This window comes from Aliivibrio friggae, assembly GCF_057368515.1.
Window position 1 is genome coordinate 2,508,324 of sequence record NZ_CM170648.1, and the last position, 18,152, is coordinate 2,526,475.

Here is an 18,152-nt window from a genome sequence, read left to right on the forward strand (position 1 = left end):
CAAAAAAAAAGCCAAGCACAATGCTTGGCTTTTTAATTTTATGATGGATTAAGCAAGTACCATTCCTGGCTGCATAAATGCAACTGGTGATTCTTGTTCATCTTCAATGGTTGTCCACTCCCATGCTTCTTGATCGGCAAGAACAGCACGAAGTAACTGATTATTCAGAGCGTGACCTGATTTATAAGCGCTTATTTGACCCAAGATACTATGACCACACATATATAGGTCACCCACAGCATCTAGAACTTTATGCGTTACAAATTCATTATCAAAACGTAATCCGTCTTCATTTAGAATACGGTAATCATCTAGTACGATTGCACAATCAAAGCTACCACCTAAACATAGGTTTTGCGATTGTAAGTACTCGATATCACGCATAAACCCGAAAGTACGAGCTCGTGAGATATCTTTGATGAACGATTGGCTTGAAAAATCAAACACTAACTTTTGGTCATCTGAGTCAATTGCTGGGTGATTGAAGTCAATAGTAAAATCTAAGCGGAAACCGTTATAAGGACGAATTTCTGCCCACTTATCACCATCTTCAATGCGAACAGGTTTCTTAATACGAATGAATTTCTTCGCTGTATTAAGTTCTTCAATACCCGCTGACTGTAAAAGATATACAAAAGGACTTGCACTGCCATCCATAATTGGAATTTCAGGAGCATCAACTTCGATAACTACGTTATCAATGCCCATGCCTGCCAATGCAGCATTTAAGTGTTCAACCGTTGAGATTCTTACGCCTTCATCATTAACTAACGCTGTACATAGCATTGTATCGCGTACTGACTCTGGGTCCGCAGGGAAATCAACAGGTGGGTTAAGGTCGGTACGACGATAAATAACACCTGTGTTAGCTGCTGCTGGACGAAGAGTAAGCGTGACCTTACGGCCTGAGTGCAAACCCACGCCTGTCATTTGTACGATACTTTTCAGTGTACGTTGTCTGATCATATGCTCATCTCAACTATAAATATGCTTGATTTCAAACCAATTCTAAGAACTGGTCTGATATTCTAGCACACAATTTTCTATAAAACCAAATCGTTTGATGATTAATTAGTCAGCTTGACGTCGTAAAAACGCAGGGATATCTAAATAATCTTCTTTCTGATCTGGCTTAGCTTGCGCTGCACCAGCATTCTGAACACCTGCCGCTGGCGACGTTGATGGTGTAGTTTGCGGTGCTGCTGATTTAGTTACCTGCACATTTTGTGCCGCTTTCTCAACCGTTGGCTCAACAACTGGAGCTTTCGCTTGAACTACCGGTTGTGCTGCAGGTGCTGACTGAGCCGGAGCTGTCGTTGTTTTATTTGTTACTAACGTGATTTCTGGTTTCTTTTCAGAACCAATACCCGTAGCAACAACCGTTACTCGAATTTCATCCGTCATATCAGGGTCAAGAGAAGTACCAATAACCACTGTTGCATTATCAGATGCAAAAGCTTTTACTGTGTTACCAACAGTTTCAAACTCATCAAGGCGCATATCAAGGCCAGCAGTAATGTTAACAAGAACACCACGAGCACCAGCAAGATCGATATCTTCAAGTAATGGACTTGAAATCGCTTCTTCTGCAGCTTGTTCAGCTCGGTCTTCACCGACTGCAATACCACTACCCATCATTGCATGTCCCATTTCAGACATAACTGTACGAACATCGGCGAAATCGACGTTGATCATACCTGGGCGTGTAATCAGCTCAGCAATACCTTGAACCGCATTACGAAGAACATCATTTGCTTTTGCAAATGCTTCTAATAATGTAATCCCGCGGCCAAGTACTTTTAACAGTTTCTCGTTTGGAATCGTAATTAATGAGTCAACGTGTTTAGATAACTCTTCAATACCTTGCTCAGCAAAAGCAAGACGTTTACGTCCTTCAAAACTAAACGGTTTTGTTACAACAGCAACCGTTAGAATATTTAATTCTTTTGCAACTTCAGCAATAATTGGCGCAGCACCTGTACCAGTACCACCACCCATACCAGCTGCGATAAATACCATATCGGCACCAGCTAATACTTCTTTAATTGCTTCACGATCTTCTAGCGCAGCATCACGACCAACTTGCGGGTTTGCACCTGCACCTAAGCCTTTTGTGATGTCTCCACCAATTTGAATAACTGTATTTACACTAGTCTTACGAAGAGCTTGCGCATCAGTATTTACACTAATGAATTCAACACCTTCAATTGACTCACGTACCATGTGCTCGATAGCATTACCGCCACCACCACCTACACCGACTACTTTAATTACTGCTTCGTCGGACATTTCCATCATCGGCTCAAACATCTGTTCTCTCCGTTTCTTCCTGTTCGCTCAGGTTAAAACTCTTTTAGTATCCAATTTTTAAATTTCTTCATTACAGTTGTAAAAGATTGCTGCTTATTCGGCACATAATCTTCATCGTCATGTAATTGACTTTCTTTACCGTAATGCAAAAGCCCTACCGCTGTTGCTTGATAAGGCTCTTTTACGTAATCTGTTAGGCCTGTTACCTCTAAAGGTTGGCCTATTCTAACTTGGGTCTGGAACACGCGCTCAGCACAATCTACCAAACCATTAATTTGTGATCCGCCACCAGTTAATACAATACCTGCGGCAAGATGGTGCTTTGTACCTTCAGCGCGTAATTTATCTTGAATAGCAAGAACACGCTGGTTTACAAGCCCGAGTAGCTCAGAATACCTTGGTTCAATCACTTCTGCTAGCATTCTTCGCTGTAAACTTCTAGAAGGTCGACCGCCAACACTCGGTACGTTAACCGTTTCATCACGATTAATGTGTTCACTAATGGCACTACCGTATTTTACTTTTAATTTTTCAGCATCGTTGAATGGCGTACCAAAAGCGTAAGCAATGTCACTTGTTACTGCATTTCCAGCATAAGGAAGGACCTCTGCATGGCGCAATGAACCATCGGTCCAAATCGCAATATCCATTGTTCCGGCGCCGATATCAACGACACAAACACCAAGATCTCGCTCATCTTCTGTAATAACTGCATTACTTGATGCTAAACCAGAAAAGATGATGTGTTCAACTTTTAAGCCACAACGCTCTACCGCTTTAACGATATTACGCGCCATATCATTATGGCAGGTAATAAGATGAACACTCACTTCCATTCTCATACCCGATAACCCAATAGGATTACGAATACCTTTTTGAACATCAATAGAGAATTCCTGAGGGATAACATGTAGTGTGCGTTGTTCATCACCAATCTTAACTGATTTAGCGGTATGAATTACACTATCCATATCATCTTGGGTTACTTCTTCTTCAGAAATAGATCCCATACCTTTCTCTATTTGACTAGCAATGTGTTTACCCGATAAAGAAATAAACACAGAGGTAATGGTGCACTCTGCCATCAATTCAGCTTGGTCAATCGCTCTTTGAACCGATTTAACTACCGATTCAAGATCGTTAACGCCACCTTTATCCATTCCGCGAGAGGGACATGAACCAGAGCCAATAACGCTCACTTGGCCATCAGGTAAAACTTCGCCTACTAGTGCTGAGACCTTGTTTGTACCGATGTCTAAACCAACAATAATACTGCCTTCTGGCGTTTTACTCATGTCAATTCTCTTCTTTAATCTTCTACATTATCAGGCTTCCACCCAACTGCAGCGCCAGTATCATAACGAAGATCTATATAATCTATCGAATTCTTTTTATCATCTAATTGCTTATATAAAGCAATAAAACGTTGTACTCTTTCTTCTCTAGCATCACGACCAAGCTCTAGTCTAATACCATTATCCAATACAACCTGCCACGATAAACGTTCAGTTAATGCAACACTATGCACTGTTGTATTTATTACTGTAAATTGAGCCTGTAACTGATGCCAAAAATCGAGCACCTCTTTACTATTTGCTTCTGGACCAAATAACGCAGGTTTAGGTTCTAACAAATCACTCATTGGTGCATTAAAAACTACACCTTCAGGATTAACAATGACTTTGTTATTCCATGTTGCTTCTGGCTGGTTTTCCACCACAAACACTTTTATCGTTTCTGGCCATTGCTTACGAACAGAAACCTGAGCGATCCACGGCAAAGACAATAAGGCATCTTGCAACTTATTAACATCCTGCGTCATGAAGGTACCAATAGAGTCCATTGAGTCTATCGCTTCACGAATATCATCTGCCGTAATATGCTTCAACTGCCCTTGGATAATCATATGAGATAAAGGCAATCTATCTTCATCTGTCATCCAACTTATCGTTGAGGCAATCAGCCATAATGAAATCATCACAACCAAAGAAAGAAAAAGCGCACCTGGCAGGTGTTTTCTTATTTTTTCTTTATCAAATGAAGTATTCATTTTGACCGTCTTAATCATATTATTTTCACAACAGAGCCAAAATCTCGTCATCACTTTTATATTACATAAAATGACTGCGTTTTGATGGCATTAAAATAAATTCATCTAATAACTATAGGGTGCAAAAACCCTCTATCCCAGTTTCTGATAGGATATTATTAATACAATGAGGATTCTATCTCATTATTCGTGTTTTTATTAGAAGTTCTAACTAATTAAACAATTATTACCCTAATGTTTTCATTGTTTCAATATTTAACTCTAATGAAGCTAACTGTTTTGCTAGTTTACCAACATCACCAGCACCCTGTGTCAGGACTAAATCACCTTCTTGAATGATATTAGCTAATACTGGTGGTAACGCTTCTATATTTGGCACAAAAATAGGATCAATTTTTCCACGGCCACGAATAGTTCGGCATAATGCTCGACCATCGGCACCTACAATTGGGGTTTCACCTGCAGAGTACACATCAAGCATGATAAGAACGTCTACATTATCCAATACATTCGCAAAATCATCATATAAATCACGAGTTCGGCTATAACGATGCGGTTGGAAGATCATAACTAAACGCTTATCAGCCCAACCTGCACGGGCAGCTTTTATCGTTACATCAACTTCTGTTGGATGATGACCATAATCATCCACCAACATTGCAGAACCATTACCCGTTTCAAATTCACCTAATTGGTCAAAACGACGACCTGCGCCTTCAAAATTCAACAGTGCGGATAGAATTGCTTCATCTTCTACTTCCTCTTCTGTTGCCACTGCAATCGCAGCAGTTGCATTCAAGGCGTTATGCTTTCCTGGAATATTAAGAACAATATCTAAATCAGTACGATCTTTTCTTTGTACTGTGAAGAAACTTTGTTGAGCAACTTGACGATAGTTAACTAAACGAACATCCGCATCTTCTGAAAAACCATACGTAATAACCTGACGACTGACTCGAGGTAATAGCTCTCTTACCACATCATCATCAATGCACATTACCGCTTGACCATAAAACGGCAGATTATGAAGGAAATCAATAAACGTTTGTTTTAATACTTCAAAGTCACCGCCATAGGTATCCATGTGGTCAGCTTCGATATTAGTAACAATACTAACCATTGGTTGAAGGTGCAAAAATGAAGCATCACTTTCATCGGCTTCTGCAATAAGAAAACGACTAGAACCTAAACGTGCATTTGTACCTGCATTTTTAACCAAACCACCATTAACAAACGTTGGATCCAAACCTGCTTCTGAGTAGATTTGAGTCGTTAATGCTGTAGTCGTTGTTTTCCCGTGAGTTCCGGCAACCGCAATACCATGACGGTAACGCATCAGCTCGGCCAACATTTCTGCACGGCGGATCACTGGAATACGATTTTCTTTCGCAGCTACAATTTCAGGATTCATTGGATCAATCGCGGTAGATACCACAACAACACTGGCTTTTTCTACATTGCTTGCTTGGTGACCAAAAAAGATCGTTGCGCCTTTTTGAGCTAAACGAACAGTGACTGTATTTTCAGCCATATCTGAACCACTGATGTTATAGCCTTCGTTTAAAAGTACTTCGGCAATACCACTCATGCCTGCGCCACCAATACCAACAAAGTGAATGCATTCTACACGGCGCATTTCAGGGATCATGGTTCTAATTTCAGCTAATTGCAGTTTCTGATCTTTCATCATTCTAAATCTCAATTCTTCTATTTTGCGAGGTCTTTAATCGCACTGGCAACACGTACGTCAGCATCAATAATGGCTGCCTTACGAGCATTACATGCCATTTCTAATAATTCTTTTCGCTCTAAACCATTCAGTGTATCAACCAAACCCTGAACTGTTAAATCTTGTTGTTCAATCATTTGCGCTGCGCCACACTGTACAAGGTGATCCGCATTTAATGCTTGTTGACGATCTTTGTGCATAAAGGGAATAAATACAGAGCCAACACCAGCAGCTGAAACTTCAGATACCGTTAACGCACCTGAACGGCACACCAATAAATCAGCCCATGCATAAGCCGCAGCAACATCATCAATAAACTCTGTTACGTTCGCGTCTGTCATTCCATTATCACAATATGCTTGATGAACCGTTTCTTGATTGCCTTTACCTGCTTGATGCCAAATTTCAACAGAGTGATTCAGTTTTGGCAATGCTTCTGGCAATGTCGTATTAAGAATACGAGCACCTTGACTGCCTCCCATGATTAATACACGAATAGGGCCACTACGTTCAGCAAATCGTTCGCTTGGATGAGGCAGTTGACATACATCTTCCCTTACTGGATTACCAACGACGTCTGCATTTGGAAAAGCACCCGGAAACGCTTGAAATACACGTTTAGCAATTTTAGATAACCACTGGTTGGTTAAGCCAGCAACGGCATTTTGTTCATGTAATACAACAGGGATACCAGATAACCAAGCAGCAATACCACCTGGGCCACTTACGTAGCCACCCATACCAAGTACAACATCTGGCTGCCATGCTTTGATATGCTTTTTAGCTTGAGAGATCGCGCCCAATATTTGAAACGGCGCAGCAAGCAACTTTTTAAAGCCTTGTCCACGTAAGCCTTTTACTTTGATAAAGTCGATTTCAATACCATGTTTGGGTACTAAATCCGCTTCCATTCTATCTTCTGTACCTAACCAGCGAATTTCCCATCCTTCACTTTGTAGCTGTTTTGCTACTGCTAACCCAGGAAATACATGACCGCCAGTACCACCAGCCATCACTAATAAACGTTTATTTTTGTTCTTCATTTTCGCTCCGTGGAGGCTCGTTTTCTAAAAAGACGCGACATTCATGATCAATACGAATAAGCAGAGATACTGCTACTGACATAATAATTAAACTGGAACCGCCATAACTGATAAGAGGTAACGTTAATCCTTTCGTTGGCACAATACCCGCTGCCGCACCAACATTAACTAACGTTTGAAACGCAAACCAAATGCCGATACCAAAAGCTAAAAAACCACCAAAACGCTGATCATGTTGTAGACACTTACGTCCAATAAGCAGTGCTTTTAATACTAAGGAAAAAATCAAAACAAGGACAAGAGTAACACCAACGAATCCTAACTCTTCAGCCACTACCGCAAACACAAAGTCGGTGTGAGCTTCTGGAAGATACTCTAATTTTTGAATTGAGTTACCTAATCCCTCACCAAACCAACTACCTCGACCAAATGCCATTAGCGATTGAGTTAGCTGATAACCACTGCCAAACGGATCTTGCCATGGGTCTAAGAAAGAGGTGACACGACGCATACGATAAGGTTCAGCCACAATCAATACGATAACTAATGAGATACCACTCATCACTAACGCTATAAATTGCCACAACTTAGCACCTGCAATAAATAGCATGCCGATAGTGGTAACAAACATTACGATTGTTGTCCCTAGATCGGGCTGTAGCAGTAAGAAAAAAGCAAGACCAATAAGAACGACTAACGGTTTTACAAATCCTTTAAAACTGTCTCTCACCTCACCATGGCGACGAACAAGATAACCAGAAATAAAGACAAATAAAGAGAGTTTAGCAACCTCTGCTGGTTGTAAGTTAAAGATCCCTAACGGCAACCAACGCGCTGCACCATTAACAGATTTACCCACCACTAAAACAGCAGCCAATAACAAAAAAGAAATCAATAATAGGTGACTACTGTACTTCAACCAGTCATCTAATTTAATACGCAATACTATTGATGATGCACCCAACGCCAAACATACAAACAGCATATGTCGCATCATAAAATGAAATGGCTGACCTGTTAAGCGAGTACTAATAGGGAACGATGCAGAACCTACCATAACAAGGCCGGTCAACATCAAAGCAAGAGCAATCCAAATCAACTGACGATCAAACATCACTTTAGGTGACGGGGTTAAACACCACTCTTGAACAGGAGATGTCCATTGTTTAATACGATCAATTATCAAAATTAACTCTCAGTTGAATATTGTTTTGCTAGTTGAGTGAACGCGTCACCTCTAGCCATAAAATTTGCGTACTGATCAAAACTCGCACATGCTGGAGATAACATCACCATGTCACCAGCGCCTAACGTAGGAAATAGCGTTTCAATGGCTTCATCCATTGTTTTACATAAACAAGATCGAGGATCTAACGAAATGAATTGGTTTCCATCTTCCCCAAAGCAATACATCATTACATTTAATGCTTTTAATGCTGGTGCTAGCTCTGAGAAATCAGCCCCCTTACCAACACCACCGACCAACAGATGTAATTTGCCATCAATTTTCAAACCAGATAATGCAGCCAATGTGCTTGCCACATTCGTTGCTTTAGAGTCATTGACCCAGCGAATATCTTGATTATCAGCGACAACTTGGCATCTATGTGTCAATCCATTGTAAGTTCTTAATGTTTCTAGGGTTAAATCAAGATTAATTCCAACCGCATCCAATAAAGCAATCGCAACTAAGCTATTGGCTATATTGTGTTTACCCACTAAACCCAATTCATTGGTTGCAAGAATTGTTGTTGCGCCTTTTGCTAAGTAATGAGTTTGATTTACTTCGATACAACCATAATCACCTTGATCAAAGCCAAAACTCTTAACGGTTTTATCTTGTGCGTCTGGATAGGTAGCTCTGTCATCACGATTCACAATACACACTTCTGCGTGATCAAAAATACGTAACTTAGCTTGACGATAATCGGCCATTCCTTGATATCTATCCATATGATCTTCAGATAGATTTAAGAATGCTGCCGCTTTTAGTTTTAATGATGAAGTCGTTTCGAGTTGAAAACTTGATAACTCAAGCACATAAAGATCGGCGTCTTGCTCTAAAAGATCCAGAGCAGCAAAGCCAATGTTACCACCCACAGCCGTTTTAACACCGGCAGCATTAGCCATTTCACCGGTTAAATCTGTGACGGTACTTTTACCATTTGAGCCCGTAATGGCAATCACTGGTGCCGTAACCGCCCAAGCGAACAACTCAATATCACCAACAATAGGCGTGCCTTGCTCTATCGCAGGTTGTAATTGTGATGAGGCAAGTGCGATACCAGGGTTGGTTACAATAAGATCAGCTTCTAAAAGCCACTCTTGCTGCCAACCACCGGCGTGTAACTCAACCTGTTCAGGCAATTGATCTTGGCCTGGCGGTGTATCACGAGTATCAATAACCTTTATTGTTAACGCTTCAGGTTGTCGTAGTAGATGCTTAACAACAGATAAGCCTGTCATACCTAAGCCAACAACAACAACATTTTTAACACCACCAAAACCAGTCATATTAACGTACCTTCAATGTCGCTAATGCAATAAGAACCAATAACATAGAGATAATCCAAAAACGTACAATAACACGTGGCTCTGGCCATCCTTTCAGTTCGTAATGGTGATGTATTGGAGCCATACGGAAAATACGCTGACCACGTAGTTTATATGAACCTACTTGAAGAATTACCGATAAGGTTTCAACAACGAATACACCGCCCATGATCACTAATAAGAACTCTTGACGAACAAGAACAGCAATCGTACCTAATGCACCACCTAGTGCTAATGAACCTACATCGCCCATAAATACTTGTGCTGGGTAAGTGTTAAACCATAGGAAACCAAAGCCAGCACCAACGATTGCGGCACAAACAACCACCAGTTCACTTGCTTGTGGAATGTGTGGAATGTGTAAGTAATTCGCAAACTGTACATTACCTGTTGCCCATGCAATAAAGGCAAAACCTGCAGCAACGAATACCGTTGGCATAATCGCTAAGCCATCAAGACCATCGGTTAAGTTAACCGCATTACTTGTTCCGACAATAACAAAGTAGGTTAATAGGATATAAGTCAGACCAAGCTGAGGCATGATGTCCTTAAAGAAAGGAACAACAAGCTGAGTTGCCGCAGTATCTTTACCGTAAGCGTACAGTGCAAAAGCAACAACAAGCGCGATTGCAGATTGCCAAAAATATTTCCAACGAGCGATAAGCCCATCGGTATTTTTACGTACCACTTTGCGATAATCATCAACAAAACCGACAGCGCCATAGCCTAATAACACAAACATAACCGCCCATACATAAGGGTTTGTAAGGTCTGCCCATAAGAGAACGGTTACCGAAATGGCGGTTAAAATCATGATACCGCCCATCGTTGGGGTACCACGTTTACTAAAGTGAGATTCAGGACCATCATCACGAACCACTTGACCAATTTGCAGGCTCTGTAACCATCTAATTAGTTTAGGTCCCATCCATAATGAAATAGATAATGCCGTGATAATACTTAAAATAGCTCGGAAGCTAAGGTATTCAAATAAACGAAAAAACGGAAAATATTGCTCTAGAAAGTTTGATAACCAGATGATCATTACTGACACTCCTTAAGAGCAGAAACCACTTCGCTCATACGTGAACTATTGGCACCTTTTACTAACACGGTAACCTCATTATGTTTAATTAATTGTAATTGTTGCAGTACATAGCTATTTAATGCATCACGAGACTCAAAATGATGCCCCTCACATAACTCACTAATTACCTTTGTGTCGTCGCCAAAAGTAAGTACTTGCTCAAATTGATATGGGGCAGCATATTCACCAACTTCACGATGAAGTGCAAGGCTTTCTTCTCCAAGCTCTGCCATATTTCCTAAAACAAGCCAACGATTGCCGCTAAATCCGCCTAATAAATCCACTGCCGCTTTCATAGCAGGAACACTGGCATTGTATGTATCATCAATCACCTTAAGCCCTGACGGTAAGATCTCCACAGCGACTCTACCTTTAACATTACCTAACGCTTGTAAACCTTGCTGAATATCATCCAATGTACATTTTGCTTGAATTGCTAATGCTGCTGCTGCAACGGCATTGGCAACATTATGTTTTCCAATAATCGCTAAAGAAACACTGATACTGCCAATTGGAGTATTCAATTTGAATGACGGTTCACCCAGTGCATTCACCTCTATACTACTGGCATAAAAGTCTGCTTGGTGATTGTCTTGAGAAAAACTAAATACCGTTTTACCTGCAAATAAAGCGTTCCAATCAGGTAAGCCGTTACTATCTAGATTATAAATAGCGGTACCGTTCTCTTTTAGACCTTCAAAGATCTCACCTTTTGCCTTAGCAACTCCCTCTATCGAACCAAAGCCTTCTAGATGCGCCGCCGCGATATTATTAACCAAGGCCACATTAGGTTGAACAAGCTGTGTGGTATAGGCGATTTCATTTTGATGATTAGCCCCTAATTCAATAACGGCAAAATCATTACTTGGTTGAGAGCGTAATAAGGTTAATGGAACACCAATTTCATTATTAAAATTACCCGCCGTCGCCAGTACTTCTCCTGAGAATTTCAAGATAGAGGCTAACATCTCTTTTACGGTTGTTTTTCCACAACTTCCTGTTAGCGCCAGCGTAAATGTATTGCATTGCTGATGAACGTATTGACCTAATAAGCCTAGCGCTTTTTCGGTATCATCAACGAGGATTTGAGGTAATAGAGAGTCAACCTCACGCGAAACTAATAGCGCAACGGCACCTTGTTCTTGAGCAACAGAAATAAAAGAGTGAGCATCAAAACGCTCACCAATAAGTGCAACAAACAACCCTTTTTCTGCCATATTTCGGCTGTCAGTAGACACACTTAAAATTGTGGTGTCAGAGCCAATTAAGCGCCCATGACACGCTTGAGCAATCTCATTTAATGACATTAACATCATGATGATAATCCTAATAATTTCTGGGCGGTTTCACGATCTGAGTAATGGATAGTCTCATTAGCAAGCACTTGATAATCTTCATGGCCTTTGCCTGCGAGTAAAATAATATCCTTTTCATTCGCTTGAGAAAGTGCAAACTGGCACGCATCAAATCGATGATGAATAACATGAGCGGCTTCAGGTTGCTTCAAGCCAGCTAACATATCATTGGTAATAAGCGTAGGATCTTCAGAGCGAGGATTATCATCACTTAAAATAACAACATCTGCTTGCTGCTCAGCAATAGCGGCCATCATCGGGCGTTTACCCGTATCTCTGTCTCCACCACAACCGAAAATACACCATAACTTACCATCACAATGTACTCGTAATGCTTGTAGTGCTTTCTCTAGAGCATCAGGGGTATGAGCATAATCAACAACAACTTTCGCTCTGTTTTCTGAACTAAAAAGCTCCATTCGACCAATAACTGCTGTTAACTTTGGTGCGGCTTCGGCTAGTTTTTTAATATCGTAACCAAGAGATAAAAGCGTCGCAAAAGCAACCAATATATTACTGGCATTAAATGCGCCAATTAATGGTACAGAAAGCTCTGTATTTCCCCAATCAGATACCAATGTTAATTGAATACCATCGGTAGAATACGCAACAGAGGTAGCAAATACTTTTTGACCAGAATGACCAACGAGCTGTTCTTCATTAAGTGATACACCAACAACATGAGGTAACTCTTTTAACCAAGAGAGACCAATCGCATCATCTGCATTGATAATTGAGTACTTAGGTTGATGAGCGGTAAATAATAGTTTTTTCGCTTCAGCGTAATTCTCCATAGAGCCATGATAATCAAGATGATCACGACTTAGATTGGTAAATACAGCAGCATCAAAAGACAACGCGTTAACACGACCCTGAACTAAACCATGAGAAGAGATCTCCAATGCGGTTAATTCAGCACCTACACTTTCAAGTTCACTTAATGTTTGTTGAATTTCAATTGGGCTTCCCGTGGTATTTAGCGCCGGTTTTAAATCCGTTAATAAACCATTTCCCGTTGTGCCCATTACTCCCGCTGCCGTATCTAATAAGCTAGCCCACTGTGCAATGATCTGTGAAATGGTTGTTTTACCGTTAGTTCCCGTAATACCAACCAATTGCATCTTTCGTTTATCTGCTTGATAAAAACGTCCTGCAATAGCACTTAGCTTTTCTGATAACGAATCAATATAAACCACAATAGTTTGATCTATAGTTATCACTTTTCCTGCGACATTGTCGGCATCAGCATCGGCAATTACGGCAACAGCTCCATTAGCGATTGCTGAAGAAATGAACTGTCGGCCATCAACGGCATGACCTTTAATTGCCACAAATAAACAACCCGCTGAAACTTTACGACTGTCCAATGTCATGGATGAAATTGCCACAGCTTGAGTTAACTCGCACCAAGGCAACAGTAATTCAGATAACTGCATCATCAATATCCTAATTCAATACATCAATATGTTTTACGGTACTTTCGTCCGGCGCTACGTTCAATATTTGCAGCGCATCTTTCATTACCTGACCAAAAATAGGTGCCGCAACTTGTCCGGCGTAATATTCATCGCCTTGTGGTTGGTTAACGATAGTAACTAAAGCAATTCGAGGGTTACTTACTGGTGCGACACCGGCCGTCACCGTCATGTATTCATCACTGTAACCACCACGAACCGCTTTACGAGAAGTACCAGTTTTTGCGGCGACTCTATATCCAGGGACTGCGGCTTTGGTCGCAGTGCCTCCAGGTTGAGTTACGGTTTCCATCATTTCCAATACGGCTTTAGCGTGTTGACGATTGACGACTTGTTTACCCGGAGTTGGACCTGTCGTTTTCAAAATAGACAATGGACGATATTCGCCATAAGCACCTAAGGTGGCATAAGCATGAGCCAGTTGAATTGGCGTTACCGATAAACCATAACCAAAAGCAAGTGTTGCGATCTCAAAATCAGACCAACGACGACGATCAGGGAAGATACCTGTTGCTTCACCAATCAAATTTAAACCTGATGGGTCAGCAAGACCAACTGCCGCGTACTCTGCTAGCAGTTCTTGTAATGGCATCCCTAACGCTAAATGAGCCACACCGATATTACTTGATTTCTTTAAGATGGTCGTTAAATCAGCCTTGCCGACTTTAGAGCTGTCACGCACACGACTACCACCAATTCTCATAATGCCATTACCGGTATCTACAATAGTGTTTAAGTTTGCAGAACCACCATCTAACGCTGCTAATACGACAAATGGTTTTACTGTTGAGCCAGGTTCTAACGTATCGGTAATCACGCGATTTCGCATTCTAAAGCTTTGTAACTGGCTTCTATCATTTGGGTTATATGACGGCGCATTCACCATCGCAAGCACTTCGCCCGTCTTAATATCAATCATCACAACTGAACCTGACATCGCTCGATAATCAGCAACCGCTTGTTTGATTGCACGATAAGCAATAGCCTGTAAGCGTTGATCAACACTCAGTACTAGCGGCTTACCTTCTTGCTTCTCTTTTAATGAAATATTTTCAACAACACGCCCATAACGGTCTTTACGAACGGTTCTTCTACCAGGCTCTCCCGTTAACCAACCATCATAGCTACGCTCAACACCTTCAAGACCATGGCTATCAATACCGGTCACACCAATAACGTGCGCACTGATCTCTCCCGTTGGATAATAGCGACGAGATTCCGCTTTCAACCCAATGCCGGCTAATTTTAGTTTTCGAATATATCCCGCAACTGCCGGTGAAATTTGACGTTGAAGGTAAATAAAGCGACGCTTTTTATTCTTCTCAATTTTAGAGAGTAACTCTTTGCGTTTTAGACCTAATACATCAGCAAGCGCATACCAGCGCTCAACTTCAACTAGACCGCCTGCCTTATAAATGGCAACGGGATCGGCCCAAACGGCATCCACAGGAACACTAACCGCAAGCTGTTCATCATTACGATCAGAGATAATGCCACGAGCAGAAGGAAGGGATTTGACTCGGATTGAACGCATATCGCCTTGTTTAATCAAATTATCAGGTTCAATAACTTGAATATAAGCCGCTCGTGCTATCAAAATCGCTAATGCGAGAAAAACGAAGAAAACAATAACGCCAAAGCGCCACTGAATTAGAGTCGGCGGCGCTTTGGTTATGCGTTTATTATTTTTTTTTCTATTTGGTAGTTTCATCGTAGTTTAATTATGACTTCTTTATCTGGTGCTGGTCGTTCCATATCCAACTCTTGAACGGAACGAGACTGAACTCGACTGTGCTCAGCTAATGCACTTTCTTCTAGAATCAAATTACGCCACTCACCATCTAGTATGTCCTTTTCAAGCAACAAATTTTCTCGCTTAACCGCCATTTGACGAGTGCTATGAGTTGCTAACACCACCCCGATGGCGCTGAAAAAAACACAAAATAACAAAATCGTATGAAGTCGGCCTACATTAAAAAGGTCTAGGCCAATCATTTTTGTTAAATTAGATGTTGGAGAGGTATCTTGACTCATAAGCGCTCAGCAATACGCAAAACAGAACTGCGTGAACGAACATTCACATCAACTTCGTTATCAGTCGGTTTAATTGCTTTACCAACCGCTTTCATTTTAGCACTGCCTAACGCACTAATTTGAGCTTCAGTTAGCGGTAGACCATGAGGAACTTGTGGGCCTCGGCTTTCTTTACGAATGAAGTGCTTAACCATACGGTCTTCTAACGAATGGAAGCTGATCACCGATAAACGGCCACCTTCAGCAAATACATCTAGTGCGCCATTCAATGCAGTATCAATCTCATCCAATTCACTATTAATGTAAATACGGAAAGCTTGGAAAGCTCGAGTTGCAGGGTGTTTTTTCTCTTTAAAATTCTTTGGAGCCACATCAGAAATTAGCTTAGCTAATTGACCGGTACGCGTTAATGGCTCATTTTCTTCATTTTCACGATAAGCAACAATGCCTTTTGCAATGCGCCATGCGTGTTTATCTTCACCAAACTCACGGATAACCCAAGTAATGTCTTCAACATCAGCATCTTGTAGCCATTGAGAAACAGGCATTCCAGAGGTTGGGTCCATTCGCATATCCAAAGGACCGTCTTTCATAAAGCTGAAACCACGATCGGCATCATCTAATTGTGGTGATGACACACCTAAATCCAATAAGACACCATCAATTTGTCCAACCAGACCAAGCTCTTCAACGTACCCTTTTAATCCTGAAAAAGGACCATGGATAATAGTAAAGCGTGGGTCGGTAATGGTTTTCGCTTCAGCAATCGCTTGTGGATCACGGTCAATACTGTACAAACGTCCATTATCACCTAATCGCGATAAAATTTGACGGCTGTGACCACCACGACCAAAAGTACCATCAATGTAGATACCATCAGGTTTAATAGCTAAGCCATCAATAGATTCATTAAGAAGTACAGATACGTGTTGAAATTGTTCAGACATAGTGAGTATTTACTACCGTAATTATGAGAATAAGCGACTGAATTTTAGTTTTAAAGTGTAAACTAAAAATACAGGGATGTGTGTCAAATTAGTGATAATTCTAAACCAATGTTGCAGAAAGCACAAAGCCCACCATAACACTACCGAAATAGTACTATGGTGGGCTAAGTTAGGAGCCGACATATAAGCCGGGTTCTGTCCCGCTTGCGCGGTGGTAACCATTCGTCTAGGCCTGCAATCGCTCACAGGCTCAAGCAATCTACCCGCCCCCAAACACGAGCAATGCTATGTGAGGGCCTATTTGATCTTGCTCCGGGTGGAGTTTACCTTGCAACGCACTATTACTAGACGCCCGGTGCGCTCTTACCGCACCCTTTCACCCTTACCTGTGCTTACTTCCTATCCCGAAGAATAAAGAAGATTAAGCCATCGGCGGTTTTCTCTCTGCTGCACTTGTCGTGGGCTTGCGCCCCCCAGGCGTTACCTGGCACCCTGCTCTATGGAGCCCGGACTTTCCTCCCCTCCATCAGTCTCCCGAAGGACATCAATGAAGCAGCGATTACCGAGTCAGCTCCTGAAGCGAATGATATAAGAGTCAGTAATAAGTTACCACCCCTTTTTCTCAATTCTCTTAATCTAAATGCTCTAAACCCCATTTATATAGGGCATTTTTCTTCACGCCATGAATTTCAGCCGCCATTGCTGCTGCTTTTTTAAGCGGAAGCTCTTTTACAAGGATAGAAACTGTACGAGTTGCTTCAAATGGCAATTCATCTTTCGCTTCACTTCTAAAGCCATGGATCAATAAAACCATCTCTCCACGCTTACGATTTGAGTCCTCTTTTATCCATTCAATCAGCTCACCAAGCGGTGCACCATAAATGGTTTCATAGGTTTTAGTTAATTCACGAGCAAGAACAACTTGTCGCTCAGCACCAAGAACCGTTAGCATGTCGTCTAATGAATCCATAATTCGGTGCGGTGATTCATAAAAAATACACGTACGTTCTGCTTGTGCAATTTCTTCAAATTTATCACGACGCCCTTTGCTTTTTGGCGGCAGAAAACCTTCGAAGCTAAAACGGTCTGAAGGCAGGCCCGCTGCTGATAACGCAGTAATTACCGCACAAGCACCAGGTAATGGCACAACATTGACGTTCGCTTGACGACAACGATTCACTAAATGATACCCTGGATCACTAATTAACGGCGTTCCAGCATCTGAGACAAGCGCAATAGATTTGCCTTGTTGTAATTTACTGATCAACAAGTCTGCTTTATGCTGTTCGTTATGATCATGTAACGCAAATGTTTGACTAGAAATACCAAAGTGAGACAATAACTTGCCTGTATGTCGAGTATCTTCAGCAGCAATTAAGTCAACGGATTTTAACACTTCTAAAGCGCGTTGCGTTATGTCACCTAAATTACCGATTGGGGTAGGTACAATGTACAAAGTTGCAGTCTCTACCACAGATAAATTGTGATCTGTCATTTGTTTACTATCTCTTCTGCGATTAATATAGGGAATATAGATAGACACCACTATAATCAAAATAATATTTTAGC

Annotated in this window: 15 protein-coding genes and 1 other RNA gene; all 16 read right to left on the minus strand. The window is 41.3% G+C overall.

Annotated features, from left to right (window positions below):
* Window positions 1–48 precede the first annotated feature (48 nt).
* The 16 genes from lpxC to rsmI all read right to left on the minus strand — a co-directional run bounded on the left by lpxC (window position 49) and on the right by rsmI (window position 18,078).
* Window positions 49–966 (minus strand): UDP-3-O-acyl-N-acetylglucosamine deacetylase, encoded by a 918-nt coding sequence (lpxC, locus tag AC2INI_RS11585; RefSeq protein ID WP_122033663.1) that lies wholly within the window; start codon window positions 964–966, stop codon window positions 49–51.
* 105 nt (window positions 967–1,071) lie between these two features.
* The gene (gene ftsZ, locus AC2INI_RS11590) at window positions 1,072–2,310 is read right to left on the minus strand and encodes a cell division protein FtsZ (protein WP_486304882.1); all 1,239 of its coding nucleotides are present in this window, start codon (window positions 2,308–2,310) and stop codon (window positions 1,072–1,074) included.
* A 32-nt stretch (window positions 2,311–2,342) separates the two neighbouring features.
* Window positions 2,343–3,605, minus strand: a complete 1,263-nt coding sequence (gene ftsA, locus AC2INI_RS11595; RefSeq protein WP_122033665.1) for a cell division protein FtsA — start codon at window positions 3,603–3,605, stop codon at window positions 2,343–2,345.
* A 14-nt stretch (window positions 3,606–3,619) separates the two neighbouring features.
* The gene (locus AC2INI_RS11600) at window positions 3,620–4,360 is read right to left on the minus strand and encodes a cell division protein FtsQ/DivIB (protein WP_486304883.1); all 741 of its coding nucleotides are present in this window, start codon (window positions 4,358–4,360) and stop codon (window positions 3,620–3,622) included.
* A 226-nt stretch (window positions 4,361–4,586) separates the two neighbouring features.
* Window positions 4,587–6,050, minus strand: a complete 1,464-nt coding sequence (murC, locus tag AC2INI_RS11605; RefSeq protein WP_486304884.1) for a UDP-N-acetylmuramate--L-alanine ligase — start codon at window positions 6,048–6,050, stop codon at window positions 4,587–4,589.
* A gap of 17 nt (window positions 6,051–6,067) precedes the next feature.
* The gene (murG, locus tag AC2INI_RS11610; RefSeq protein WP_486304885.1) at window positions 6,068–7,132 is read right to left on the minus strand and encodes an undecaprenyldiphospho-muramoylpentapeptide beta-N-acetylglucosaminyltransferase; all 1,065 of its coding nucleotides are present in this window, start codon (window positions 7,130–7,132) and stop codon (window positions 6,068–6,070) included.
* Window positions 7,116–8,318, minus strand: a complete 1,203-nt coding sequence (ftsW, locus tag AC2INI_RS11615; RefSeq protein WP_122033669.1) for a cell division protein FtsW — start codon at window positions 8,316–8,318, stop codon at window positions 7,116–7,118. The genes murG and ftsW overlap by 17 nt, the downstream gene beginning before the upstream one ends.
* Before the next feature lie 2 nt (window positions 8,319–8,320).
* Window positions 8,321–9,646 carry a UDP-N-acetylmuramoyl-L-alanine--D-glutamate ligase gene (gene murD / locus AC2INI_RS11620; RefSeq protein ID WP_486304886.1) on the minus strand — a complete coding sequence of 442 codons (1,326 nt, stop codon included), beginning with the start codon at window positions 9,644–9,646 and terminating at the stop codon, window positions 8,321–8,323.
* A 1-nt stretch (window position 9,647) separates the two neighbouring features.
* The gene (gene mraY, locus AC2INI_RS11625) at window positions 9,648–10,730 is read right to left on the minus strand and encodes a phospho-N-acetylmuramoyl-pentapeptide-transferase (protein WP_122033671.1); all 1,083 of its coding nucleotides are present in this window, start codon (window positions 10,728–10,730) and stop codon (window positions 9,648–9,650) included.
* Complete coding sequence (locus tag AC2INI_RS11630; RefSeq protein ID WP_486304887.1) at window positions 10,730–12,088, minus strand: UDP-N-acetylmuramoyl-tripeptide--D-alanyl-D-alanine ligase; 1,359 nt, start codon at window positions 12,086–12,088, stop codon at window positions 10,730–10,732. Before AC2INI_RS11630 ends, mraY begins: the two co-directional genes overlap by 1 nt.
* Window positions 12,085–13,566, minus strand: coding sequence for a UDP-N-acetylmuramoyl-L-alanyl-D-glutamate--2,6-diaminopimelate ligase (gene murE / locus AC2INI_RS11635; RefSeq protein ID WP_486304888.1), 1,482 nt, complete (start codon window positions 13,564–13,566; stop codon window positions 12,085–12,087). The genes AC2INI_RS11630 and murE overlap by 4 nt, the downstream gene beginning before the upstream one ends.
* Before the next feature lie 7 nt (window positions 13,567–13,573).
* On the minus strand, window positions 13,574–15,313 hold the full coding sequence (locus tag AC2INI_RS11640) for a penicillin-binding transpeptidase domain-containing protein (protein WP_122033674.1): 1,740 nt from the start codon (window positions 15,311–15,313) through the stop codon (window positions 13,574–13,576).
* Complete coding sequence (gene ftsL / locus AC2INI_RS11645) at window positions 15,310–15,636, minus strand: cell division protein FtsL (RefSeq protein ID WP_486304889.1); 327 nt, start codon at window positions 15,634–15,636, stop codon at window positions 15,310–15,312. Before ftsL ends, AC2INI_RS11640 begins: the two co-directional genes overlap by 4 nt.
* A complete protein-coding gene (gene rsmH, locus AC2INI_RS11650) occupies window positions 15,633–16,583 on the minus strand; it encodes a 16S rRNA (cytosine(1402)-N(4))-methyltransferase RsmH (RefSeq protein WP_486304890.1) in 951 nt (316 codons plus the stop codon). Before rsmH ends, ftsL begins: the two co-directional genes overlap by 4 nt.
* 168 nt (window positions 16,584–16,751) lie before the next feature.
* Window positions 16,752–17,158, minus strand: an RNA gene (gene rnpB, locus AC2INI_RS11655) — RNase P RNA component class A.
* Window positions 17,159–17,214: 56 nt separating this feature from the next.
* The gene (rsmI, locus tag AC2INI_RS11660) at window positions 17,215–18,078 is read right to left on the minus strand and encodes a 16S rRNA (cytidine(1402)-2'-O)-methyltransferase (protein ID WP_486304891.1); all 864 of its coding nucleotides are present in this window, start codon (window positions 18,076–18,078) and stop codon (window positions 17,215–17,217) included.
* Window positions 18,079–18,152 lie beyond the last annotated feature (74 nt).